Origin of the sequence: Nocardia sp. CA-119907 (genome assembly GCF_050955995.1) — a bacterium.
Lineage (GTDB): Bacteria > Actinomycetota > Actinomycetes > Mycobacteriales > Mycobacteriaceae > Nocardia.
Genome location: NZ_CP192091.1, coordinates 9,554,568 through 9,577,053, shown reverse-complemented (window position 1 = coordinate 9,577,053; position 22,486 = coordinate 9,554,568). Strand labels below are relative to the sequence as shown.

The window sequence follows — 22,486 nt, the reverse complement described above, 5'->3', positions numbered from 1 at the left end:
GTGAGGAATCGCGATCTGGCTCGTCGGACCTACTTTTCGGATGTTTGCCCAAATATTGCCGAAGGGTCCGGCAAGGCATCCGTGCGCTCCGACGAACGCGGACTCAGCTGGCGGTGGCGTACTCGGGGCCCTGACCGTGCATGGCGGTGATGACCCGGTCGACCAGGCCGACAATGTAGGAGGCCACCTCTTCGGCGCGTTCCAGGTGCACGCTGTGCCCCGCGCCTTCGAGCCGCACCAGCTGCGAGCCCGCCAGTTGCGAGGCGAGAACCACCGAATGTGTGAACGGCACGACGATGTCGGCCGAACCGGCCAGCACGAGCGCCGGAATGTCGCCGAGGCGCTGCAGCGCCGCGCTCTCGTCGAAGGTGATCAGCGAGGCGAGGAAGCTCGACATGGTCAGCAGCGGGGTGTCGTTCATCATCGCCGCGGCGACCGCGACCATGCGAGGGTTCGTTCGCTTGGTACCCGTATTCGCCGCGCGGGCGATCGGCTCGAAGATCCGGCGGGACAGCCGCTTGGACGCCTGCATGAACCGCGGCGCGCGCAGCACCGCGATCTGCAGCGAGTTCACCGCGCGCCGATTCAGGAAGCGAGCGAGCCCGATCTCGGTGATGCCGTTGGCCGCGCCCGCGATCAGGCCGAGGCCGACCACCCGGGTGCCGATCGCCGCCGGGAACAGCCGGGCATAGGCCAGGGTCACCATCGCGCCCATCGAATGTCCGACCAGCACGATCGGGCCGGTCGGCACGACCGCGCGCAGCACGGCGTCGAGGTCGTGGCCGAGCTGCTCGATGGTGTAGGTCGAGTGATGGGCGACGCCCGATTCACCGTGCCCACGGTGGTCGTAGAAAACCATCCGGGCGCCTTGTTGCCTGTACTCACCGGCCCCGTCGACTGCCATCCCGCTGTATATACCCGCCTCGTCGGTTCCGCCGGATGGCATCCCGCTGTATATACCCGCCCCGTCGGTTCCGCCGACTGCCGTCCCCCACTGTCGCAGCAGTTGATCGCGCAGGTACGACCAGGATTCGGTGCGTAGGCAGTGACCGTGCACGAAGACAATGGTCAGGAGTGCGTCGTCGGCGCCGAACGTGCGGACCGCGATCGGGGTGCCGTCGTCGGCCGACACTGTAATGCGATGGCCGTCGTAGTCGGCGGCCCGGCGGGCGAGGGTCGTGGACATGAAGGTTCTCCTGTGGGATACCCGTTCGGAGCGCTCTTGCCCGGATGTCGAGTTGGATTCCCGCGCCGTTCACGCCGCATACCGTCCGTTATGTACGCGTTGTCCAACTGACGCTGGTGATCGACATCGCCGGGCGTACAGGCCCGTCGATCGGTGAATCTAAGGACCTGTAGGTCAGACGCTAGATTTCGGCAGACAACTATGATCGACCGCTACGTCGGCCTTCTATCGGCCAATCGATCAAATTTCCTAGAGTCCGCTAGAGATTGTTATCGGAAGGTTATCGGAGCCCAGTATCGAAAGTCTATCGTTATCTAGAAATTCTCAGAGATTGTCCGATATTTCCCGATCACGTACTTTCCGAGGTCGCAACGACCGCACGGATCCGGCCCCGCCACCTGCGCAATGTTGCTCGACCACGACATCGACAGACGCTGCACCGGTCTCCGTACGGAGCCGACGCGAGCCGTCACCGACCGCCTACCGCTCGTTATGCGGATGTGACCACGTGGGCCACGCCACCGCTTCCGTGATGCCTCTTCACGCGTTCCGACCGCCGGTAATCGAACCCCCCGGACGGCCATGTGATGGGTCATTCCGCCTCTATAAGCGACCAGATGGTGCTGTCGTGGTGCGATGGTCGGGCTTGCTGTCCTGCACGGACTCCCCGGGTCCGGCTGTCTCGGATACGGCTGTGGTCCACGGTTCTACCGGGGCAGTGCTGGGCATGCTTGCCGTACGCTCTTCCGTCCCTGCGTAGGCAGCCCTGCGACTTCCAGTCTGGGGACTGGCTCCGATTGTGTGGTCGGGCTTTGCTTGTCGAGGCGAGGCGAGGCGAGGCGAGGCGGATGGTGGCGGGGTTGTCTCGAGCCGCCATTCGACTCGGCTCGAGTGCTGCCAGTCGACCGGGTGGGGTGCGGGAGGGGTCAGCGGCGGGAGCGGAGGTATTCGTCGTGGGCGCGGTCTTCGTGGTGGTAGCGCTGGGTGAGGGTGAGTAGGCGGTGGATTTCGGCGGCCATGGATTGGGGGTCCATGGGGGCGGCGATGATCGGGTCGCCGGTTTTGACGTAGTAGCGGCCGTCGGGGTAGTCCATCCACCAGAAGCCGCGGCCGGGCGTGGGGCGCGCGTCGAGGGCTGGGCCCGCGTAGATGGTGATCTCACCCAGGCCGGAACGGGTGCGCTGGAAAATGCGGTCCAGTTGTTCGAGGGGGCCGTAGTCGTGCGCGCGGCGGATATGGCGGTCGCGGTCGGCGGCGATCTCCTCGCGTCGGAACTCCAGTCGCGGTTGCGTGCCGGGACCACGCGGCGGCAAGGCGGCCACGGCGTGGGTGCAGACCTGCTGTGCGGTGCAGTAGGTAATGACCACGTCGCCGCCGGTGTCGGCGGTGACGCCGGGCAATTGGGTCAGCGCGGCCCCCATGTGGTCACGGACCGCGCCGTGGAATCGGTAGGCCTGGGAAAGGTAGGGGCCGCCGAAACCCTTGGACTCCACGCGGGCGTCCGGCTCGAGCAGCACCTCGATGGCGTGTTCGAGTTCCGGTGAATACTTGTCGAGCAGGGCGGTGAGCGCGGCTTCGCGGTGGCGTTCCAGCTCCTCGAATTCGGTGATTTCGGTGCGATAGTGCAGCGGGTAGGGCAGCCGGTCGCGACCATATGCTGCCCAGAGCATTTCGAACTCCAGCCCAGTGAGTCTGTGCTTACCCACCCCGCCGGCTTCGCCGGCTGTCATCCCCCTAGTACTGCTGTGCACCGTCGTGGTCACCGCCGATCACCGGCGGCACGGTCTTGGGTAGCGAATCCAGTCCGGTGGCTTCCTCGCCGTGCTCGGCGGTGATGAGGTAATCGGGAACGCCCTTCTTGCGATCCTCATCGCTGCCCTTGCCCTGACCGGCGCCACCCATACCCGACATTCCGGATGTTCCGGCACGGCCGGATGCCGTGGTGCTCTGGCGCGCGGCCGAGGCGGCGGCCGTGGTGCCGGTGGTGGGTGTGCCAGCGACGCTGCGGCCCGGGCTGCCCGAGGTGGTGCCGCCCGGACTGCCCGAGCCGATGCGGCCAGTCGAGGGGCTGCCGATTCCGGGCGTCGCGGAGTGCGGGGTGCCCGTGATCGGGCCGCTGGTTCCGGCCGTGGTCGGTGTCGTGGTAGTGGATTGCGTTGTCGGCGTGGCGCTTTGCGAATTCGTACTCGTGGGCGTGGTGGCATCCGACGTCACCGCCGACGGCTCGGTGCCCGTTTGCGTACCCGTACCGGATCCCGAGCCCTCGCCGGTCTCGCCGCCATTGCCGTTACCGGAACCGCCACCCGAATCCGAACCCGAACCCGAACCGCCCGATGACCCACTGGGATTCGGCCCTGGTGCGACCGGGCCGGCGGGGCCGTCCGTGATCGTCGGCGCTGTGGGCATATACGGGACGCCGACGTCGGTCTGCCCCGCCACCTGGCCGTATACCGTCCGCAGGATTCTGCGGCCCTCCTGCTCGGCCTCGGTTTGGGTGTATTCGCCGGCCTTCATGACGCCCTCCTTGGGCAGCGTCTTGCCGGTGATCTCCGGGCGTTCGGTGAGGCCGGGCATGAGTGCCTGGGTCTGCTCGAGGCCGGTCTTCATCTCTGCGAGCTTCAGGCTGGTCACCGTTGCCGCCGTGGCGAGTGGAACGGACTTTTCGTAGTAGTTGTTCACTGCGGTTGTCGCGGCCTGTGCCGCGGCACCGGTCCATCCGGAGTGGCCGTTCTGGCCGGTGATGGTTCGTGCGAATTCGCGATTGAACAACTCGAACGAACCACTGAGTTCCAGACCGATATTCGCCCACATCGTGACCGCGTCATCGACCAGTTTCGGCTTCATCGCGGAGACTGCGGTCTGCATTTCTTGGAGGGTGAGGTGGTCGTAGCTGTCCGGGGTGGTGACGTGCGGCGGCTGCGTTTCGCCTTCGTAATTCTTGTAACCGGATTCGGTCTTGTAGATCCAGTCGCGGTCTCGGTTCCACTGTTCCTGCGCCTCGATGATGCGGCGCTGGTAGTCCTCGTAAGTCATTCCGGGGTCACCTGCGTGAACTGGGCGGCGCGGTCTTGGTCTTGGGCGACGAAGTTCGCGATCGCTTTTGCGACAACCTCTTTCGCGGTCTCGACGGCATCGATGTGCTGCATGATCACGGTGTCGAGTGAGCGACCGGTTCCGGAGGCGGTCTCGGAGAACTTCTTCTCCAGGATCTTGCCGGAGTTGAATGTGCCGAAGCCTGTTTGGCGGTCGATGAACTTGATGTTTTCCAGTATGGAGTTCAGTCTGTCGATATGGTCGTCGCAGACCTTGTCCAAGTCCTTCCCAACCTCCGGGTCCAGCGATAGCTCACCGGCATTGGCTTGGTCGAGTAGCCGTGTCCATTCGGCTGGATCGATGCCGTTGATCATTCCCCCTCCATCAGCGTTCAGGTAGATACTGCGCCAAGGCTTCGCTGAGATGACGCACCTGAGCACACGGCTCACCCGCACTGGCTCCAGTCTTGCCGTATCGGTTCAACACGCTGAAATCGACAATCCCGTGCGGCACCTCAACACTGAGCCAGCATCCCAGGTCATGTGAACTACCAACGTTGCGATACTGAAGCGCTCGACGGGAGCCAACTGTTGTGGACGTGTAGTCCGTGTAGTCGGTACGCTGCTTGCTCTCCTCCAGAGTATGGTCCGACGATAAGACCCCAAGGGTGTACGCCTTTGGTTCGGACTGCCAGCTGCACACCTTCCAGCCGGTGGCGTCGACGCCCGCGACCTTATTTTCCTTGGTGGAAGTGTTCAACCCGAGCGCAGAGATCGCGGAATCAGGGATGGTGCATGGATCCCAGATCGCGGCTTCGGGGTCGGCCGATGTCGTCGCAGCGGCGGTTGTCTTCGAGGCGCTTGTGGTGGCGGCGGTCGGCTTGCCCTCCGTCGAATCGCCGTTGCACCCGGCGAGCAGCAGCACCGCGCCAAGGGCCATGGCCGCAGCGGGCAGCAGCTTCGCTTTACCAGTCATTGGCGAACCCCTTCACTACCACCTAGTGCCAAGGGGCTATGCGCATCCCCCGCTGTCCCGCACCTTACCGGCGGATGCTTGCGACCAGCAATGAGAGGACAGGTCGAACAAGATCGAGACCTCCCGCATCGGACAAGCGGGAGGTCTCGAATCGTCGCCTACGACCTGCGAAATTCCCCATCAGCGACGGCGGCAGCGAACGCGTCCCACGCGTCGCCGCCGAACACCAGTGCTGGGCCATCTGGGTTCTTCGAGTCCCGGACTCCGATGAGGTCACTGGACAGGAAGGCGACCTCGACGCAATCCTTTGCAGCTGAGCTGCGGGTGCTCTTGAACCAACGAGCCCTGGAGAGGTCGATGTCATGCTTATCGATCACGCGGCATACTCCCTTGCGATCTGCCGAAGCAGACTCCTGCTCGCCGTCTCATCCAGCGCACCGCGCCGGATGGCTTCATGAGCCACATGGTAGCGCCTGACGTCTGCCGCCTGTTCCAGATACAAGTCACCAGTGAGGTTTTCGAGATAGACGACCGACGGCTCGATCGGCTCTCTTTGCCGGTCGACACCGAAATCGACGATGGTGAACAGTCCTATCGGGTCACCCATGGGGATACCAGCCGAGAACGGCAGCACCTGAAGTGTGATGTTCGGCAGTGTTGACATGTCGGCGAGGTGCCGCAGCTGTGCTGCCATGACCTTGCGACTTCCAACCACCCTGCGCAGCGCGCACTCCAGAAGTACGGCATTCATTTCAGTTGGCTGACGTTTGCGGGTGAGTATCCGCCGTCGTCGCTGTTTCAGCTCCACCCGGCGATCGATCTCTGCACTCGAAGCGTCGGGGAAGCCCAAGCGCAGCAATTCACGCGTGTAATCGGGCGCTTGCAATAACCCCAGCACCACATCCGGCGCATACGAAGTCAACCTGCGCGCTCCCGCCTCCAATCCCACGTAAACATTGAAATCCTCCGGAATCAACTTCCCGTACTCATGCCACCAGCACTTCCCCGACGCCTCCTGCGCCAGCCCGAGCAGCCCGGCGGTGACGACATCGTCGGCGCTGTACACACTGCACAGCTCTCGAATGTCAAGCAGCCGTATCTTGTGCGTCTGTCCCGTCTCCAATCGCTGTAGCGTCGTCGTGCCGCGTTCGATCAGCCGCGCGGCCTCCGGCATGGTCATTCCGGCCTGCAAGCGCAGGTCTCGGAGGTGCCGTCCCAGCTGCCGTCGCGGCACTGTGCTTCCTGTTTCCGACATGGCCCCCTGCCCTTCGGTCTCGGATCTGAAGAGATTCGTCCGTGGATGGTTGTGGTCCACGCGAACGGATTTCGTCCTCGCACTTCGGTGCGAATCGCTGAAAAGCCCCATGAAGACGCTGACTCCTCCGCCTGTCGCGTGCTCTGCTGTTGCCGCGCCCGGCCGGGGAAGCCGTAGGAAACTGAGAAACCTATTGGACCACAACGGATCGCCGCTATCCGGAAATTCGTCCGGGCGCACCGGAATTCACCGATATGAACCGAGGCATCCATGAACCACACAGCAGCCGAAACGATTCGGCGCTGCGCGCACCGAGGACGGTCGTGCTGATCGAACCGCTACCGACCAAAGGGGAGATGCTGCGCGCCTGCCGCGGCGTCGAACACACCACGCACCCACTGCTGCGTGCGGCCTATGAACTCACCTGCCTGCACGAACGCCGCCGCACCCACCCATCGCCCACCGCCCACAACGGACTCGCGCCACAATGCGCGTCCGACCACGGCTGCCAGAACACCGAAATCGACACCCGCAGAACACATTTGGTCCGCGAAATCAATCACTGGATCCACGCCGACCTACCCCCCGCCCACGGCTCCGCCGCGGTACACACCGAAACCCTCGGCACCGTAATCGACCGCCTAGCCGCCTACACCGCCGCCGCCTACATCGCCCTCACCAGCCCCTCCGACCACGCGCTCGGCAACGCCTGGGAGCGTCTGGCCGAACTGGCAATCGGTTACGAAGACCTGACAACCGACCTAACCACCGGCCGCCGCCGCCTCCCCGGCGGCCCCTGAAACCGCACCCCGTTGCGGACGGAGAGCTCAACCGGCCGCACCAAATCCAGGCTCGCGCAGAGGTTCTGATTGTCGACTCAGGTGTGTCGTGCGGAGTGTCGGTATGTGACCGTGTTGAAGGTGTGCGTGAGCTCCCGTTATGTCGGCAGGTTGTCGCGGATTTTCCTGACGTGCCGTGAGTACAGGGGCCAGCGCATCGCGATCACGTCGAGGATTGTCCCGATGCGTGCGGAGTCCTCCAACAACGTCGGTGGTACGGGCGGGCGCAACAGATATTCGATGTCGTTGAGTAAGCGGGACGAATCCTCCTCATCCAGATGAGCCGCCTCGCGGGTAATCTCCGCTAGCTGTGATTGATCGCCCATCCGATATGCGGCGATTCGAACTTGCGGTCCGATCTCTTCATCCTGGCCGAATTCCTCAGCTAGAGTGGACATTTCGGCACGGGTGAGCTCACCTGTACGGCCCAGAGAGTCGATCGCGTACCGCCGCACGGCCCCATACTCATCAAGATCCCGCACGCATTCGACCAACTCCGCGGTACCGTGGCCCGGGTAGTTCCCCAACGCCTCGGCAATGGAAGCGCGCACTATCCACGACGGGTCGGCGCGCAGCAGGTCCACAAGGACGTCGACCGCGGGACCGTACCGAACGAGGCCAAGCGACTCCGCCGCTTCGTTGCGAACCATCTCGTCGTAATCCGACAGCATGCGTAACAACACCGGCCCGACAACCGAAACCTGCGCCATCCCCAGAAATCCAATCGCACGCGCTGCTTCACTACGCACAGCGACATCGCGCGACTCGACGAGCGGCAGGATGTCCTCGACGGCTCGACCGTCGCCGCGCTTGATCAATTCGATCATCGCACGGACCTGCTCCCCAGGATTTCCCGATGTCAGCGCCGAATTGAGCGGGGAACCTGCGCCGTCCACTTGTACTCACATCCTTCCCGTGCTCCCGAGATCCACTGCTGATGGGCCTCCGAATATGCCTGTGCGGCAATGCCTTCCCACCCCGTGCCGCGCAGGGTAGCGATCCGCGTGTCGATCTCATCGAGGTGATCGGCGATATAGGCGGCCAACCCGGACAGCCGGGCAATGATCTGCTCGAGTTCGTCCAAGTCGACGCTGAACGGATTGGTCACAGGGCTGGCAGGTCGAGGCTGGAGCCCGACACGGCACCCGCATTAGCGGGAGCGGCGCAGCGCGAGCGGCGCGCCGAGGTCTACTGGGATGGGCCTGGGGCGGAGTCCCGCGGTCCCTCCGACTACGCCATCGCCGACGCCTGGGGAGCGCCTAGCCGAACTAGCCATCGCACTACGAAGACCTGACCACCGACCTCACCACCGGCCGCCGCCTCCCCGGCAGCCCTGACCCGGCCCGAGGCCACGTCGAATCCGGACGCGACGAACGATCCCCGACCCAATCGTTGCCCCCGTAAGCCTTCCCGATGCGGCGGTTTGCGGCTCCACAGTGAGCGGGTGTCGATCACGCGTTCGCAAGGCCGAGGGCTCGCGCAGAGCTTCCGATTTTCAACTCGGCGTGTCTTGCGGAGGGTCGTTGTGTGACCGTGTCGAAAGTGTGCGTGAGCGGCGCTGCCGCCCACTATGTGGGAACTGGCGTGTGGTGGCGAAAGCGCAGATTAACTACAGATTAGCCGTTATTTCTGGGTGTTGCCTGGTTCGTGTGCGAATCCCCGCCGACACCATCCATGGCATTTTCGTCCGAGGGTCCTCATGGTCGGCCTCGAAGCGACTTGTCGAGCTATAAACCTGCAGTTAGGCGTCGTGCGGGCTGGGGATAGGGCTGTAGCAGTCTCTGTTGCCCCCTTACCTCGCGTACGAAAGAGGCGCACAATGATTGCGATACACCGGCTTCAGGGCTTGTGATCGGCAGGTAGCTGAATGTCTGCTGATGGCATTCGGGTGGGCATCTGCCGTGAAGACAGCGTCCACATACTGGGGCGCGGCGGCTGGATCCACTGATGGGAGCGCGGCCGCGCTCCGCAGCACACTCAGCGCCGGGCACCGCGAATGCTGCCGGTAGCGACTACGACCGCACCGCGCAGTTCGGCGCCATCAATCGATAGGAGAGCCATGTCAGAACAGAACAAGGCCGCGGCTAAGCGCGTCTTCGACGCATGGAATGCGCGAGATCTCGATGTGTTCGACGAAGTGATCGCGGCCGACTTCATCGACCACGATCCACAGAACCCGTTCGCCGATGTCCATGGCCCGGACGGCTTCAAACGGCTCGCGCGGATGTATCTCGCCGCGTTCTCGGATCAACGGTTCTTGGTCAACGAACAGATCGCCGAAGGCGACTTCGTCACTACCCGATGGACGGCAACAGGCACCAACGACGGCGAGATGATGGGCATGTCCGCGACCGGCAAACCAGTGGTCGTTCAGGGGATCACAATCAGTCGGTTCCAGGACGGCAAGGCAGTCGAATCCTGGGTGTGTTGGGACACGCTCGGGATGATGCAGCAACTCGGCGTCGTCCCATCGGCGCACTCCGCAACCACCTGACTCGCAACGTGGATGCGCACCGTGTCCTTGTTGAGGAACACGGGCGGGATATGCGCACACGGTTTCGGTCCGGAGTTTCGGAGGGACCGACCTTGGAGTGAGCGATCATGCGCATGCTACGAGCCGTCACCCCTGCCACGGGGGTGACGGCTCGTACCGATTCCGGCCTAGGTCCCCACGTGACTGCGGGTCGACGGCAGGAACGGTCGCAGCAGGTTCGTCTCTGTCGACGGACCCATCTGCCATTCCGCGATCCACGGTCCGGTGCCCTCGCTCGGATCGAAGACGCCGTCCTCCAGCCACTGGTAGCGGCCGTCGAGGACGCCGCGGGTGAGGGTGCGATCGTCGTCGTCGGTGTTATCCCACAGCGCGTCGAACAGCTTCTTCACCCGAATCCGGGACTGCCTGCTGAAGGTGTCGGCGAGCTCTTCGGCGGCCTTGGCCTCCGGCGCGCCCGCGGTCCGCGCTGCCTGCGCCCGCACGCAGGCGGCCGAGATCGCGAACAGTTCGGCGGCGATATCGACAATGCGACCGAGGAAGTTCTGCCGGTACTCCAGACCCGCCTGCCAGCGCGCCATCGCATACATCAACGACCTGGCCTGTTTGCGGGAGCTGCGCTCGACGAAGCGCAGATGCCTGGCCAGCGGTCCGAATTCGGCGTAGCTCGCCGGTACCGTGCCCGCACCGACCGCCAACTGCGGGAACCACTTGGCATAGAACCCACCCGCGCCGACCGCGGCCTTGGCCTTGTCCTTCAACTCGGCGTTCCGGTCGACCAGCGCACCGGCGGCGGCCATGTGGGCATCGGCCATCTCCCTGGCTACCAGCAAGCGCATGATCTCGCTGGAGCCCTCGAAGATGCGGTTGATCCGCAGATCCCGGACCAACTGCTCGGCCCCGACGGCGCGCTCGCCGCGGGCCCGCAGCGAGGCCGCCGTCTCATAGCCGCGTCCGCCGCGGATCTGTACCAGTTCGTCGGCGATCTGGCAGCTCATCTCACTGGCCCAGAGCTTGGCCAGCGCCGCCTCGATGCGGATATCGTTGCGGCCCTCGTCGCACATGGTGGCCGACAGGTCGAGTGCCGCCTCGAGTGCATAGGTGGTGGCGGCGATGAAGGAGACCTTCTCCCCGACCGCGGCGTGCTCGCCGACCGGACGACCCCACTGCACCCGCTGCGTGCACCACTGCCTGGCGATCTTGAGCGACCACTTCGAGGCCGCCGTGCACAGCGCCGGTATGGCGAGTCGTCCGGCGTTCAACGTGGTCAGCGCGATTTTCAGGCCGTCGCCCTCGCGGCCGACGAGATTGCGCTTGGGGACCCGGACGTTGTGCAGGCGGGTCACGCCGTTCTCGATACCGCGCAGGCCCATGAACGAATTGCGGCGCTCCACGGTGATGCCGGGCGAATCGGCCTCGACGATGAAGGCCGAGATGCCGCCGCGGTGCCCCTCGCTCTTGGGTATCCGAGCCATCACCACCAGCAGTTCGGCGACCACGCCATTGGTGGTCCACAGCTTCACGCCATTGATCTCGTAGGCCTCGCCGTCCTCGGTCGGGGTGGCGATGCTGGCCATCCGGGCCGGGTCGGAGCCGACATCGGGCTCGGTGAGCAGGAACGCGCTGACCGCGCCCGCGGCGCAGCGGGGCAGGAATTCGGCCTTCTGCTCCGGGGTCCCCGCCAGCTTCAGCGGTTCGGGCACGCCGATCGACTGGTGCGCCGACAGCAATACGCCGAGGCTGGGGTGCGCGGAGCCGACGAGCATCAGCGCTCGGTTATAGCCGACCTGCGACAGCCCTTGGCCGCCGTACTCCGTCGGGATCTTCAGGCCGAAGCAGCCGAGTTCGGCCAGGCCCTTGACGTACTCATCCGGAATCTTGGATTCCGCCTCGATGACGCTGCCGTCCAGTGATTCGCAGAACGGCCGCAGCCGGGCCAGATAGGCCTCGGTGCGTGCCGCGTCCTCGGCGCTCGGCTCGGGGTACGGGTGGATCAGATCGAGCCGGAACCGGCCGAGAAACATCTCCTTGGCGAACGATGGTTTGGCCCAACTGGTTTCGCGGGATTCCTCGACCAGTGCGCGGGCCTGTTCTTCGGTGGCGTCGACTTTTGCGGTAGTCGCCATGATGTCCTCCTCGGACGTGATCAGGATCACATAAGAGTGTAGGAGGGTTTGTTACCGGCCGGTAGATGTTGAGGGAGAGCGTTATCTATCAATCTCTAATGATCTTGATAGAGAGGCAAATGGGCCGCTAACGCTGGCCGTGCGCCCGACGGGCAGGTTGTCTTGACACCGGGCTCGGAATGTGGGGTAGTTGCTGAAATGCGCCCGGGCGACGGCGACGACGTGGCGCGTATTCCCTTGGAGGGCAGGGATGTTATTACGGCCTGGGCAGGTATTCGCGGGGTATTCGATTGTGCGGCCCCTCGGATCCGGCGGCATGGGCGCGGTCTATCTGGCCGAGGATCCGGCGCTGCCGCGACAGGTGGCGCTGAAGGTGCTCGCCGAAAACCTCGGCGCGAATCATCGTTACCGGAGCATCTTCCGGCGTGAGGCCGATCTGGTGTGCCGCCTGGACCATCCCAATGTCGTCTCGGTCTACAACCGGGGTGAGGAGGGCGAGGTCCTGTGGATGGCGATGCAGTACGTGGACGGCACCGACGCGGGTGAACTCATGCGCAAGGAACCGGCCGGATTGGAGCCGAACCGGGCGGCCCGCATAGTCTGCGAGGCCGCCAAGGGTCTGCATCACGCGCATGAGCAGGATCTGCTGCACCGCGATGTCAAACCGTCGAACATCCTGGTCGCCGATGGTGCCGAGGGTGAGCGCGTGCTGGTCGCGGATTTCGGGTTGGCGCGCACCATCGAGGAGGCCGCCACCGTCACCGAAACCGGTTGGCGCGCATGTACTCCCGCCTTCGCGGCACCGGAGGTGCTGGCCGGGCGTGCGGTGGATCGCCGGGCGGATATCTATTCGCTGGGTGCGACCCTGTTGGCGCTGCTCACCGGATCGAATCCGAACGGCCACGCCCCGGCGCCCGAGGGGACCCGAACCGTACGGGACAATCCGCAGCTCACCCGGGTCCGGCCGGATATCCCACCGGCGCTGGACGAGGTGATCGCCCGCGCCATGGCGGCGGATCCGCGGCGGCGCTATCAGACCTGTGCGGAGTTCGCGCGCGCGGTGGAGCTGGCGCTGAGCGATACCGAGCGGTGGCCGCGCCGGTGGGGTTTGTTCGGTCTGGTTCGTGCTCCGCGCGGCCGTATCGCCGTACTCGGTGCGATCGCCGCCGCACTGGTGGTCGTGGTGACGACCGCTGTCTGGCTGATTCCCCATCCATCCGATGGCGCGGCACCGATGACTGTGCCGAAGGCGAGCAGTGTGCCGACGGGGATGCTGCGGTGCTATTGGCGGGTGCGAGTCCCGATCGGCACCGACTTCTATATCGAATTGCCCAGCGCGGCAGCCGATCACGACGATCCCCGCTGTGCGCTCAACGAGGGCGATCGTGGCGATTCGGTGACGGCCCTGCGGCAGGCACTGAACATGTGCCACGGCATCCAGCTGGACGAGACGACCATGTACGACGCCCCGATGAAGCGCGCCATTCGGCATCTGCAGGTCGACCGCAGTGCCTCGCCCGACGGCATCTACGGCCCGGAGACGCGGGCGAAAGCCATACAGTGGCCGGTATTCCGGGTCGCCGACGGTGCCTTCGACGGCCGCTGCGCCCCGGCACCATGACCACCAGCGCCGCGACGCCGCCCGCCGTGGATGTGCGCGTCCTCGGTCCGGTCCGCTGGTATGTCTCGGGCCGACCGCTTGCCGTCGGCGGACCGCTGACCAGGGCAATGCTCGCGGTGCTCGTCGTCAACCGGCGCAATGTGATCTCGCCGACGCGGTTGGCGAACACCATTTGGGACGGTGATCCACCGCCCAGCTTTCGCGCGAACCTGCACAATCGCGTCGCCGAACTGCGGGCCGCACTGCAAGGCGCCGAGGTGGCGGCGACCGCGATGCTGCAGACCGACAGTTCCGGCAACTACTGTTTGGACATTCGGGACGAGGACTGCGATCTCGGTCGCTTCGAGCGGGCCAGAACCGTGGCGATGGCCGCATTCGACATCGGTGACCATGAGCGCGCGGCCGAGCACTTCCTGCAAGCGCTCGGGGAATGGAGCGGTGCGGCGCTGGATGGTTTGCCGATGTCCACCTTCGTCGAGGCGTTCTCCGCGCATATGGACGAGGAGCGCCAGCGCACGCTCGAGGCGCGCCTGGATCTGGAGATCGCCGCTGGCCGGGCCGCCGAGGTCATCGGGGAACTGCGCGCGCTGACCGCGCGACATCCACTGCGCGAAACCCTTTGGGTACAGCTGATCACCGCGCTGTACGAATCGGGGCGCGACGGCGATGCGCTCGAGGCGTGCCGGGCCGTGCGCAGACTATTGCGCGATCAGGGCATGGATCCCAGTGACCGGTTGACCGGGCTGGAGCAGCGCATCCTGCGGCACGAGCCGCTGCCGAGCCCGCGGCGAATCCGTTTGCGGCTCACGGTGGATTCCGATGGATCGACGCTGCTGGAGACGCTGGGCCACATCTTGCTGTACGTCGAGGACGGCAGGCGGTTCGAGGTGACCAGGGCGGGTATGACGATCGGCCGCAGCGCGGATAACGACATCCGGCTGGCGGATGCCAAGACCAGCCGTCGTCACGCCAAGGTCGTCGTGGACGGCGAGGTGGTCCTGATCGAGGATCGTGATTCGGCCAATGGCGTGTACGTCAACGATCGGCGCGTTCGGGGGCGAGCCCCGCTGGTGCACGGTGACCGCATCCGGATCGGCTCGGTGACCCTCGAGGTGCGGCGTCCGCTGGCTTGATTCGGGCGTGAGCGTTTCCTTGGCGGATCATTGCCGCCGGTTCCTAGTTTCTGGTGTGTCGGGGATCACACTGCAACTGACTAGGAACATCATGAACATCACCACAGCACAACGCTCTTCCGGCCACCATCGGTTTCGCCGCCTGGTTGCCGCGGGCGTCATCGGCCTTGCCGTGCTCGGCGGTACCGTCGCGACGGAGATACCAGCGAACGCGACCACCTACGCCTCATCCATGAACGAATGTCTGGTCTTCCGGCCGGATCTATACATCGGCGTCAAGAACCAGGCGCAGTGCGTCGCGGCGCTGCAGTCGTTCCTGCGGTTCCACTACGGAAACGGCGCTGTCCACGTCGACGGCAGATTCGGCCCGGAGACCGAGGGGGCGGTAGTGAAATACCAGGAGTCGGTCAGCATCAGGCCGGACGGCTATGTCGGGGCGGACACCTGGCGTCACATCGCCATCAGCTGCTCGCAGCGCGGCGACTGTGACTACAAGTGGCCCAATCCGTTGCCTTGACCGAACGTTCGGCTACCCGCTGCGCAGATAGCGACCGAAGTGCGGCGCCGTGAACCCGCTGGTGCCGCTTTCGGCCGGGATCGGCCCGACGGCGTGGTCGGGCCGAATACCTGGCACACGCGCCTTTGTTGGTGCCAATGCTGCGCCGTGAGTTCTCCGTTGGTCCGTTATTGGTCGCGCTTCCTACCTTGGCGCCACCAGCCTCACCAGCAGCGGTGAAGCTTCACCCACCACGAGGAACATCATGTACGCAGCACAGCTTTCCGGGGTTCGGCGGATTCGCCGGGCGATTGCCGCGGCGGCCATCGGGGTCGCCGCGGTGGCCGGGAGCGCCGCCATCGCGGCACCCGCGCATGCCGAGGTCCAGTACCCCGCGTCGATCAACCAGTGTCTGGCGGCCAAACCGACATTGAAGGAGGGGGTGCGCAACCAGGGCCCGTGCGTCGCAGCGGTTCAGGCCTTCCTCACGTTCAGCTATGGCAACGGCCAGGTCGATGTCGACGGTAAGTTCGGCCCGAAGACCAAGGCCGCGGTGCGGAACTTCCAGCGGGCCGTTGGCATTTACGACGACGGAGTGATCGGTCCCGCCACTTGGCGGTCGCTGCAGAATGCCTGCACAGCACAGGGGAAGTCGCCGGAGGGCAACTGCGACTACCGGTATCCGCTTCCCCTGCCGTTCTGAGTGTTTCGGCTACACGCTGCGCAGATAGCGACCGAAGTGCGGCACCGTGAACCCGATGGTGCCGCGCTCGGCCGAATAGATCAGGCCCTTCTTGATCAACCCGTCGCGGGCCGGTGACAGCGAGGCGGGTTTGCGGCCGAGTTCATTGGCCACCGCGGCGGTCGGCACGGGACCGTCATCGCCAGCCAAGTCGGCCATGGCGCGCATATATTCGCGTTCGGCGGGGGTGGCGCGTTCATATCGGGAACCGAAGAATCCGACGGCGAGCTCCTCTTCGGCGCTGGGTGCCGCCACCGCGACATCCTCGGCCGTGATCGGGCTCTCCGGCGCCTGATCCCAGGCGGCCTTGCCGTAGGCCTGTACGAAGTACGGATACCCATCGGCCCGCTGGTACAGGGCATCCAGGGCGGCCTCGGTGAATTTCACCTCCTCGCGCTCGGCGGGTGCGATGAGGGCGAGGTCGGCGGATTCGCGGTCCAGCCGATCGATGCGGTGGTAGCTGAACAGACGCTCGGAATAGCTCTTCGAGGCCGAGAGCACCGCGGGCAGGTGCGGCAGTCCGGCACCGACCACGATCAAAGGTGCGGCGTCCTGGCTCAATTCGTGACAGGCGCCGCAGATCGCGGAGATATCGGTCGGACCCAGATCCTGCATCTCATCGATGAAGATCGCGATGCCGACGCCGATATCGCTGGCCAGTCCGGCCGCCTCCTTCAACAGTTCGATCAGATCGATCTCGATATCGCCGGAGTCGGCGCGACCGGTCACCGCCGGGACATCGATACCGGGCTGCCAGCGCTCCCGCATGCCCTTATCCGCGGTGGAGCGCAGCGCGAAAGCCTTGAGTATGCCGAGGAAGTCGTCGACGCGCTCCTGATTGCGGTGCGCCATGGCGATGGCACGCACGGCCATATGCAGTGCCGAGGACAGCGGACGGCGCAGTTCCTGATCCGGTCGCGCCTCGATTTTGCCGGTGCCCCAACCGCGGGAGATGGCGGCGGAACGAAGTTGGTTCAGCAGCACGGTCTTTCCGACACCGCGCAGTCCGGTGAGCATTACGCTGCGCTCGGGCCTGCCGCGGGCGATCCGCTCCAGGACGATGTCGAAGGCCTTGAGTTGCTTATCGCGCCCGGCCAATTCGGGTGGGCGCTGTCCGGCTCCGGGAGCATACGGATTCCGCACGGGGTCCATGCCCAGACACCGTAGCGCGTCTCGTCAGCCGAATCTGGCCGTATATACGGCGTGTCCTAGATATTGCTAGCAACCTGTCGCAGTGTTGAATGGACTTGCAAGCAGTCGCTCACAACGCAGTCATTGCACTATCGCTATCACCACGAAAATCTCTACGCTGGTTGCGGTTCGGTGAACCGTCCAGCGCAGATGGAACGGAGGGGCATGTCCGAGGAATCCACTCCCGCGACCACCGCCGAGGTGGTCGAGTCGTGGAACGTGCCCGCCGGGGCCCCCGTGGCCGGACGCATCCGCTCCAACATCCTGGTCGCGATCGAGCGTGGCTATGACGATCCGCAACTCGTCGCCGATCTCGCGGTCGGGCCGCTGGTGATGGCGCTGGGCCAGCTCGAGGTCGGCTTGGCCGATGCGCGGCGCCGCATCGATGAACTCGAGCGTGCGCTGGCGCAGCGGGGCGGCGGGGCCGACGAGTAGTCGGCGGCGAATCCCATGGGCGTGGTATCGGATCCGGTCGGCACTCCCGATTCGATAACTCGTGCTGCGCCGCCGATACCGAGTTGTGACCATTCGGAAGTTTTCCCATTGCGGCCGCTCGTCCTGGGGTTTTTCGATCATCCGAGAACAACCTGCGCTGTGCGCTGGACAACACCGCGTCCGGGTCGTAATCTCTTCGTGACTTAGTGGAGTCTGTCGGTTCGTCAGAGAAGCGGCGCCACTGAGTCACCGCCAAAACGGCTGTCGGGACCAATGATCCCGGCTGTCGTACCGGGACCCAGAGATTCAACTGGGAGTTGGGACCGATCTGCCGGTCCGAACTCAACAGCTGACCCGGTCGGCGGAAGAGCAGAAAGATCGGAGATACGGCTCGGTGGGTAAACACAGCTTGCAGCGGGAATCGCGGCTCCCGAATTCAGTCAAGGGTGCGCTCGTCATGGGCGCTGTGGCCGCATCCACCGGTGCGATGCCCGCGATCCCCGCGATGGCAGCCACCATCAATGTCCCCGGTATCGGTGATTTCGACGTCCCGGTTCCGCAGGAATTCGAACAGCAGGCCCAGGATCTGGGGCAGCAGCTCACACAGGCGCTCGCCTCGATGCCCGCCGCGCCCGCGCCGCAGACCACCCCGGAGGCCGGCGTGCCGAACGTCCCCGGCTTCTTCACCCCGGGTGTGCCACAGATGTTCCACCACAACACCGCCAGTGATATCGCGCTGGACGCCGCCAAGTCCAAGGTCGGCGCCATGTACTCCTGGGGTGCCTCGGGCCCGTACAACTTCGACTGCTCGGGCCTGGTCCAGTGGGCCTACAAGCAGGCCGGAATCGAACTGCCGCGCACCAGCTTCGAACAGTCGCACGTCGGTGCGCCGGTCGCGTTCGAGAACCTGCAGCCCGGCGATATCGTCGTGACCAACGGCGGCGGCCACGTCGGCCTGTACGCGGGCGACGGCAAGCTGCTCAACGCGGTCCAGTCCGGCGAGCCGGTGTCCTACACCCCGCTGCGCCCCGACATGGTTGTGACGGCACGCCGTATGGTCTAAGGGTGGCACCCGCCCAACCGGCTACCAAGAACACCGCCCCGACACAAGCCCGTGTGGACTCGTGGACGTGGGCGGTGCGTCTTTTCAAGACCAGGTCCGCCGCTGCGGAGGCCTGTCGCGGTGGACATGTCCGGGTGAACGGCGTTGCGGCCAAACCGGCCCAGCATGTTCGCCCGGGTGATGAGGTGCGGATTCGCGCCGGCGGTATCGAGCGCATCGTCATTGTGGAGCGCATCGTCGTCAAGCGCGTCGGCCCGCCGATCGCCGCACAGTGCTTGATCGATCGCAGTCCGCCGCCGCCGTCCCGGGAGATTCTGGCGACCATGCCGCGCCGCGATCGTGGGTCGGGTCGACCGACCAAACGGGAGCGCCGCGAGACCGACCGTCTGCTGGGCCGCACCGAGGACTGAGCCTCATCCGAATTTTCATGGCGCCCTGATCAAGAGGCTGTTGTCCAGGGCTCGAAATCGGTTGTCGCCTGGACGAGCCGATATCCGACCCTACTTTGCGCGGGTGCTCGCGGCCGCGATTCGGCTGGCCGCCAGTGCCGCCGCCGCAATGGTGCACAGTGCGCCGAGCATCATGGCCGATGCCTCGCCCGGCACCAGCACGTGCAGCTGCGAGCCGACCGTGACGGCGGCGACCGGGACGCCGACCTGCGCCGCGGCCAGCGTGCCGAAGGCGATCGGCTGTCCTGCCACGCGGGTCGTGAGGTGCACCAGTACCGCACCGCCGCCGAGTACGAGACCGAGCGCGATGAGCCGGGGGTGGTCGCCGAATTCGCGCAGATTGAGCCGGGCGCCCAGCCAGACGAAGAACAGCGGACCGAGGAAGCCGTCATTGATGGCGAAGAGCTGGCGGGCGACCCGGCGCGGCTCGCCGATCCCGGCGACAGCCAATCCGGCGGCGAATCCGGCGAGCATGATCGACACGTGGGTTCGGGTTGCCAACGCGCACAGGGCGAACAGCACCGCCAGGCTGACCCGCAGCTCCAATGCGAACGCGCGATCCTCGGACAACCGATGCACCCGCCGCCGCGTACCCGACAGTTCCAGGTGGCGCAGCACCAGGAACAGTACGGTGGCGGCCACCGCGACCGCGATGGCGCCGAGTGCCGCGCGACCCGCGTTGCCGGGATCGATCACCAGCGGCAGCGCCACCACGCAGGCGGTATCGGCGATCGCGACCTGGGCGGTCAGGGCCAGCACGGGCTTCCCCCGCAGGCCGAGCGAATCGGTAATGGGCAGCACCAGCGCCGCCGATGAGGACGCCATCAGCACCGCGTAGACCGCGCCGTGTCCGGTATCGAACCAGCGGGCAATGCCGAAACCGGCTGCGGTGGCGAGCAATCCGACCAGCACCGCCCGGATCGTGCCGCTGCCGAGTGCGGAACGGACGGCCGGATCACGCACCGGAACATGGGTGCCCGCCACGAACATGACCAGCGCGAAACCCATATCGGCGAGAAAGGTGAACAGCGGGTCGGTGGCGTGCAGAATGCCGAATCCGGTGCTGCCGAAGACGATGCCAGCGGACAGTTCGCCGAGGATCACCGGTATATGCCAGGCCTGCCGCAGCGCGAGCAGCGGGCCGCACAGTCCGAGCGTGATGACCAGGGCGAGGGTGGAGAAGGTCATCGCGGCATGGCGGCGATCTTCGCCGGAATGGCGATATTCTCATCGGCCCAGTGGACCGCGCAGACACGGTGATAGCCGTCGGCGATCACCAGGGGGACCTCGGTGCGGAGGTCGCCGCGGACCAACAGAATCGGTGAGAGCGATTTGCGGTTGTTGATCTTGATGAGATCGCGACGGACATACGGATTTTCGGGCGCGAGCAGCTCTAGTCCGGCCGCCCGCAGGATGTCCTTGGCCTTCTTGTGCACGATCGGGGCGGCGCGCAGATCCGTGACCACCGCATCGACGACATCCGGTTCGGCGAGCAGTTCCAGATAGTCGGCGGCTGCCGGATAGTCGTGCTCATCGGGCTGGTCTTTCCATGTCACGGGGAGGATTTCGGTCGCCATGGCGCTCATCATCGCGCTCGGTGTGCCCGATCAGGGGGACATCGGCGGGGTGTCTCCGCGGTGCTCGGGCCGGGTCAGGTGGCCGGCGCCGTAGAGCGCCCGGCATTCGCCGCGGCGCAGTTTGCCGCTGGAGGTCTTGGGGATCCGGCCCGGTTGCACCAGGACGATGTCGCCGGGTGTCACCTCGTGCGCGGTCGCGATGGCATTGCGGATCCGGCGGGCCAGTGCGGCCACCTCCAGTGATCCGGCCGCGGGATCGCTGAGTTCGGCGACCACCACCAGATCCTCGCGGCGACCGTCATCGTGCCCGAACGCGGTCACATGCCCGGCCCGCACCTCGGGCGCACAGTCGGTCACGGTGGTCTCGATATCGGCCGGATAGTGGTTGCGGCCGTCGATGACGATCAGATCCTTGAGTCGGCCCGCGATATAGAGTTGGCCCTCGTACCAGAAGCCCAGATCGCCGGTGCGCAGCCAGGATTCGCGGCCACCGGATAGCGTGGCACCGAAACTCGCCGCGGTCGCGTCCGGATTGTGGTAGTACCCGGCGCAGACATTGGGGCCGCGAACCCAGATCTCGCCGACCGTGCCCGTCGCCACCTCGATGCGCTCGCTCGGCTCGACCACCGCGACCTGTTGGCCAGCGGGAATGCCGCAGCCCACGAGCGGGACACCGGTGCGCGCGGTGCGCGCGATGCCCTGCGCCAGGGCCACCCGATCGAAGCGGTGCGAGACGGGCTCATCGAGCGCACCGCAGATGGTGACCGGAAGCGTGGCCTCGGCCAGACCGAATCCCGGAGTGTGGGCGTGATGCCGGAAGCCATGGGCGGCGAAGGTTTCGGTGAAGGCGGTCAGCACATCGGCGCGGATCGGTTCCGCGCCGTTGATCAGTGCGTCGAGACCGGATAGGTCCAGGTCAGCGCGTTCGGCGGCGGTGGTCGCCGAGACCGCGAGGGCCAGGCCGAAATTCGGGCCGCCGGTGGTACCGGCGCGGTAGTCGCTGAGCGCGCGCAGCCAGCGGATGGGGCGCTTGACGAATTCGGCTGGCGCCATTGTCACGCCGGGTACGCCCGCGTAGAGCGGTAGCGAAAGGGCCAGCACCAGACCCATATCGTGGAAGAACGGCAGCCAGGAGACGATCGGTTTGGTGCGTACCGCGGGCACCGCCGTCCACAATTGGTCCAGTGCCGCGGCGAGATTCGCGTGCGTCACCTCGACTCCGGCCGGGGCCTTGGTCGATCCGGAGGTGTACTGCAGGTAGGCCGGATCCGCTCGGATGGCATCGACAATCGGGTCGGCCGATGCGGTGACATCCGGCTCGACCTCCAGGACTCGGCCCAGTGCCGGGCCGAAGATATCGCCAGTAGTGGTGTCGGTCGCCGAGATCAGGCCGAGTGCCGGGCGGGCATCGGCGAGTACCCCGTCGAGCCGGGACCGATTTCGGCCCGAGCTGGGTGGAAACAGCGGTACGGCAATGCGATTGCAGTAGAGACAAGCGAGAAAGGCGAGGACATAGTCGATTCCGTGGGCACACAGGATTGCCACTCGGTCGCCGGGATCGCTGGTTGTCCTGAGGCTCTGAGCCAGTGCACCCGCCGCGGCGTGCAGTTGTCGGTAGGTCAGCGTGACCGGCTCGCAGTGCTGTCCGTGATAGCGCAACTCGGTATAGGCGGCGCTGTCGGGTTTTGTCCCTGCCCATTCGGCGATTCGGGCGGCGAGTGCGTTGCGGGGTGCGGTGGTGTGTGGCGAAGTCATGGCAGTTCAGCGGATTTCGCGGTGATGCGCTCGGCCGGCACGGCGCTGAGCGCGGTGATGGTGGGTGTTGGAACGGTTCGGTTTCGGCCGGTTCGGGCGGCGAGTGCGTTGCGGGGTGC

At 65.6% G+C, this 22,486-nt stretch carries 23 protein-coding genes; 9 read left to right on the top strand and 14 right to left on the bottom strand.

Features of this window, described 5'->3' with window-relative positions; genetic code table 11:
- Nucleotides 1-103: 103 nt before the first annotated feature.
- The 7 genes from ACQP2D_RS43030 to ACQP2D_RS43000 form a co-directional block, all read right to left on the bottom strand.
- Nucleotides 104-1,186 (bottom strand): alpha/beta fold hydrolase, encoded by a 1,083-nt coding sequence (locus tag ACQP2D_RS43030; RefSeq protein WP_433681614.1) that lies wholly within the window; start codon nucleotides 1,184-1,186, stop codon nucleotides 104-106.
- A gap of 926 nt (nucleotides 1,187-2,112) precedes the next feature.
- Nucleotides 2,113-2,916, bottom strand: coding sequence for an ESX secretion-associated protein EspG (locus ACQP2D_RS43025; protein WP_433681613.1), 804 nt, complete (start codon nucleotides 2,914-2,916; stop codon nucleotides 2,113-2,115).
- Nucleotides 2,917-2,920: 4 nt separating this feature from the next.
- Nucleotides 2,921-4,219, bottom strand: coding sequence for a hypothetical protein (locus ACQP2D_RS43020; protein WP_433681612.1), 1,299 nt, complete (start codon nucleotides 4,217-4,219; stop codon nucleotides 2,921-2,923).
- Nucleotides 4,216-4,593, bottom strand: coding sequence for a hypothetical protein (locus tag ACQP2D_RS43015; RefSeq protein WP_433681611.1), 378 nt, complete (start codon nucleotides 4,591-4,593; stop codon nucleotides 4,216-4,218). Before ACQP2D_RS43015 ends, ACQP2D_RS43020 begins: the two co-directional genes overlap by 4 nt.
- A gap of 10 nt (nucleotides 4,594-4,603) precedes the next feature.
- Nucleotides 4,604-5,194 (bottom strand): DUF3558 domain-containing protein, encoded by a 591-nt coding sequence (locus ACQP2D_RS43010; protein WP_433681610.1) that lies wholly within the window; start codon nucleotides 5,192-5,194, stop codon nucleotides 4,604-4,606.
- A gap of 158 nt (nucleotides 5,195-5,352) precedes the next feature.
- On the bottom strand, nucleotides 5,353-5,571 hold the full coding sequence (locus ACQP2D_RS43005; RefSeq protein ID WP_433681609.1) for a DUF397 domain-containing protein: 219 nt from the start codon (nucleotides 5,569-5,571) through the stop codon (nucleotides 5,353-5,355).
- On the bottom strand, nucleotides 5,568-6,449 hold the full coding sequence (locus tag ACQP2D_RS43000) for a helix-turn-helix domain-containing protein (protein ID WP_433681608.1): 882 nt from the start codon (nucleotides 6,447-6,449) through the stop codon (nucleotides 5,568-5,570). The genes ACQP2D_RS43005 and ACQP2D_RS43000 overlap by 4 nt, the downstream gene beginning before the upstream one ends.
- Nucleotides 6,450-6,772: 323 nt before the next feature.
- On the opposite strand from ACQP2D_RS43000, the gene ACQP2D_RS42995 reads away from it, so the two are divergent.
- On the top strand, nucleotides 6,773-7,249 hold the full coding sequence (locus ACQP2D_RS42995; RefSeq protein WP_433681607.1) for a DUF4254 domain-containing protein: 477 nt from the start codon (nucleotides 6,773-6,775) through the stop codon (nucleotides 7,247-7,249).
- A gap of 137 nt (nucleotides 7,250-7,386) precedes the next feature.
- Here the strand turns inward: ACQP2D_RS42995 and ACQP2D_RS42990 are convergent, their stop codons facing one another.
- Together ACQP2D_RS42990 and ACQP2D_RS42985 are read right to left on the bottom strand one after the other, a co-directional pair.
- Complete coding sequence (locus ACQP2D_RS42990; RefSeq protein ID WP_433681606.1) at nucleotides 7,387-8,115, bottom strand: HEAT repeat domain-containing protein; 729 nt, start codon at nucleotides 8,113-8,115, stop codon at nucleotides 7,387-7,389.
- 32 nt (nucleotides 8,116-8,147) lie between these two features.
- On the bottom strand, nucleotides 8,148-8,396 hold the full coding sequence (locus tag ACQP2D_RS42985) for a WXG100 family type VII secretion target (protein WP_433681605.1): 249 nt from the start codon (nucleotides 8,394-8,396) through the stop codon (nucleotides 8,148-8,150).
- Between the two features lie 951 nt (nucleotides 8,397-9,347).
- Here ACQP2D_RS42985 and ACQP2D_RS42980 point away from each other — a divergent pair.
- Entirely contained in the window at nucleotides 9,348-9,782 is a 435-nt protein-coding gene (locus ACQP2D_RS42980; RefSeq protein WP_433681604.1) for an ester cyclase, read from the top strand.
- Between the two features lie 167 nt (nucleotides 9,783-9,949).
- Here the strand turns inward: ACQP2D_RS42980 and ACQP2D_RS42975 are convergent, their stop codons facing one another.
- The gene (locus tag ACQP2D_RS42975; RefSeq protein WP_433681603.1) at nucleotides 9,950-11,905 is read right to left on the bottom strand and encodes an acyl-CoA dehydrogenase family protein; all 1,956 of its coding nucleotides are present in this window, start codon (nucleotides 11,903-11,905) and stop codon (nucleotides 9,950-9,952) included.
- 292 nt (nucleotides 11,906-12,197) lie between these two features.
- Here ACQP2D_RS42975 and ACQP2D_RS42970 point away from each other — a divergent pair, with 292 nt between their 5' ends.
- The 4 genes from ACQP2D_RS42970 (at nucleotide 12,198) to ACQP2D_RS42955 (ending at nucleotide 15,858) form a co-directional block, all read left to right on the top strand.
- Nucleotides 12,198-13,526 carry a protein kinase domain-containing protein gene (locus ACQP2D_RS42970; protein WP_433681602.1) on the top strand — a complete coding sequence of 443 codons (1,329 nt, stop codon included), beginning with the start codon at nucleotides 12,198-12,200 and terminating at the stop codon, nucleotides 13,524-13,526.
- On the top strand, nucleotides 13,523-14,659 hold the full coding sequence (locus ACQP2D_RS42965) for a BTAD domain-containing putative transcriptional regulator (protein WP_433681601.1): 1,137 nt from the start codon (nucleotides 13,523-13,525) through the stop codon (nucleotides 14,657-14,659). The genes ACQP2D_RS42970 and ACQP2D_RS42965 overlap by 4 nt, the downstream gene beginning before the upstream one ends.
- A gap of 91 nt (nucleotides 14,660-14,750) precedes the next feature.
- On the top strand, nucleotides 14,751-15,176 hold the full coding sequence (locus ACQP2D_RS42960) for a peptidoglycan-binding domain-containing protein (RefSeq protein WP_433681600.1): 426 nt from the start codon (nucleotides 14,751-14,753) through the stop codon (nucleotides 15,174-15,176).
- Nucleotides 15,177-15,420: 244 nt separating this feature from the next.
- Nucleotides 15,421-15,858, top strand: coding sequence for a peptidoglycan-binding domain-containing protein (locus tag ACQP2D_RS42955; protein WP_433681599.1), 438 nt, complete (start codon nucleotides 15,421-15,423; stop codon nucleotides 15,856-15,858).
- A 9-nt stretch (nucleotides 15,859-15,867) separates the two neighbouring features.
- Here the strand turns inward: ACQP2D_RS42955 and ACQP2D_RS42950 are convergent, their stop codons facing one another.
- On the bottom strand, nucleotides 15,868-17,049 hold the full coding sequence (locus tag ACQP2D_RS42950) for an AAA family ATPase (protein ID WP_433681598.1): 1,182 nt from the start codon (nucleotides 17,047-17,049) through the stop codon (nucleotides 15,868-15,870).
- Nucleotides 17,050-17,253: 204 nt separating this feature from the next.
- Between ACQP2D_RS42950 and ACQP2D_RS42945 the strand changes: the two genes are divergently transcribed.
- The 3 genes from ACQP2D_RS42945 to ACQP2D_RS42935 all read left to right on the top strand — a co-directional run bounded on the left by ACQP2D_RS42945 (nucleotide 17,254) and on the right by ACQP2D_RS42935 (nucleotide 18,996).
- Nucleotides 17,254-17,523, top strand: a complete 270-nt coding sequence (locus tag ACQP2D_RS42945) for a hypothetical protein (protein WP_433681597.1) — start codon at nucleotides 17,254-17,256, stop codon at nucleotides 17,521-17,523.
- A 457-nt stretch (nucleotides 17,524-17,980) separates the two neighbouring features.
- Nucleotides 17,981-18,586, top strand: a complete 606-nt coding sequence (locus tag ACQP2D_RS42940) for a C40 family peptidase (protein ID WP_433681596.1) — start codon at nucleotides 17,981-17,983, stop codon at nucleotides 18,584-18,586.
- A gap of 2 nt (nucleotides 18,587-18,588) precedes the next feature.
- Nucleotides 18,589-18,996: an RNA-binding S4 domain-containing protein gene (locus ACQP2D_RS42935; RefSeq protein WP_433681595.1), complete on the top strand. Its 408-nt coding sequence runs from the start codon at nucleotides 18,589-18,591 to the stop codon at nucleotides 18,994-18,996.
- A 90-nt stretch (nucleotides 18,997-19,086) separates the two neighbouring features.
- Here the strand turns inward: ACQP2D_RS42935 and ACQP2D_RS42930 are convergent, their stop codons facing one another.
- From ACQP2D_RS42930 to ACQP2D_RS42920, 3 genes are read right to left on the bottom strand one after another with little or no spacing between them, the layout of a single operon-like run.
- Entirely contained in the window at nucleotides 19,087-20,223 is a 1,137-nt protein-coding gene (locus tag ACQP2D_RS42930) for a cation:proton antiporter (protein WP_433681594.1), read from the bottom strand.
- Nucleotides 20,220-20,612 (bottom strand): hypothetical protein, encoded by a 393-nt coding sequence (locus ACQP2D_RS42925; RefSeq protein WP_433681593.1) that lies wholly within the window; start codon nucleotides 20,610-20,612, stop codon nucleotides 20,220-20,222. The genes ACQP2D_RS42930 and ACQP2D_RS42925 overlap by 4 nt, the downstream gene beginning before the upstream one ends.
- Before the next feature lie 30 nt (nucleotides 20,613-20,642).
- Nucleotides 20,643-22,367, bottom strand: a complete 1,725-nt coding sequence (locus ACQP2D_RS42920; RefSeq protein ID WP_433681592.1) for a fatty acyl-AMP ligase — start codon at nucleotides 22,365-22,367, stop codon at nucleotides 20,643-20,645.
- Nucleotides 22,368-22,486 lie beyond the last annotated feature (119 nt).

Coding starts and splice junctions, on each gene's coding strand:
- ACQP2D_RS42925 (WP_433681593.1), bottom strand. CDS start 20,612: ATGGCGACCGAAATCCTCCCCGTGACATGGAAAGACCAGCCCGATGAG.
- ACQP2D_RS42955 (WP_433681599.1), top strand. CDS start 15,421: ATGTACGCAGCACAGCTTTCCGGGGTTCGGCGGATTCGCCGGGCGATT.
- ACQP2D_RS43030 (WP_433681614.1), bottom strand. CDS start 1,186: ATGTCCACGACCCTCGCCCGCCGGGCCGCCGACTACGACGGCCATCGC.
- ACQP2D_RS42950 (WP_433681598.1), bottom strand. CDS start 17,049: ATGGACCCCGTGCGGAATCCGTATGCTCCCGGAGCCGGACAGCGCCCA.
- ACQP2D_RS42930 (WP_433681594.1), bottom strand. CDS start 20,223: ATGACCTTCTCCACCCTCGCCCTGGTCATCACGCTCGGACTGTGCGGC.
- ACQP2D_RS43015 (WP_433681611.1), bottom strand. CDS start 4,593: ATGATCAACGGCATCGATCCAGCCGAATGGACACGGCTACTCGACCAA.
- ACQP2D_RS42945 (WP_433681597.1), top strand. CDS start 17,254: ATGTCCGAGGAATCCACTCCCGCGACCACCGCCGAGGTGGTCGAGTCG.
- ACQP2D_RS42940 (WP_433681596.1), top strand. CDS start 17,981: ATGGGCGCTGTGGCCGCATCCACCGGTGCGATGCCCGCGATCCCCGCG.
- ACQP2D_RS43020 (WP_433681612.1), bottom strand. CDS start 4,219: ATGACTTACGAGGACTACCAGCGCCGCATCATCGAGGCGCAGGAACAG.
- ACQP2D_RS42980 (WP_433681604.1), top strand. CDS start 9,348: ATGTCAGAACAGAACAAGGCCGCGGCTAAGCGCGTCTTCGACGCATGG.
- ACQP2D_RS43025 (WP_433681613.1), bottom strand. CDS start 2,916: ATGACAGCCGGCGAAGCCGGCGGGGTGGGTAAGCACAGACTCACTGGG.
- ACQP2D_RS42990 (WP_433681606.1), bottom strand. CDS start 8,115: ATGATCGAATTGATCAAGCGCGGCGACGGTCGAGCCGTCGAGGACATC.
- ACQP2D_RS43000 (WP_433681608.1), bottom strand. CDS start 6,449: ATGTCGGAAACAGGAAGCACAGTGCCGCGACGGCAGCTGGGACGGCAC.
- ACQP2D_RS42920 (WP_433681592.1), bottom strand. CDS start 22,367: ATGACTTCGCCACACACCACCGCACCCCGCAACGCACTCGCCGCCCGA.
- ACQP2D_RS42975 (WP_433681603.1), bottom strand. CDS start 11,905: ATGGCGACTACCGCAAAAGTCGACGCCACCGAAGAACAGGCCCGCGCA.
- ACQP2D_RS43010 (WP_433681610.1), bottom strand. CDS start 5,194: ATGACTGGTAAAGCGAAGCTGCTGCCCGCTGCGGCCATGGCCCTTGGC.
- ACQP2D_RS42965 (WP_433681601.1), top strand. CDS start 13,523: ATGACCACCAGCGCCGCGACGCCGCCCGCCGTGGATGTGCGCGTCCTC.
- ACQP2D_RS42960 (WP_433681600.1), top strand. CDS start 14,751: ATGAACATCACCACAGCACAACGCTCTTCCGGCCACCATCGGTTTCGC.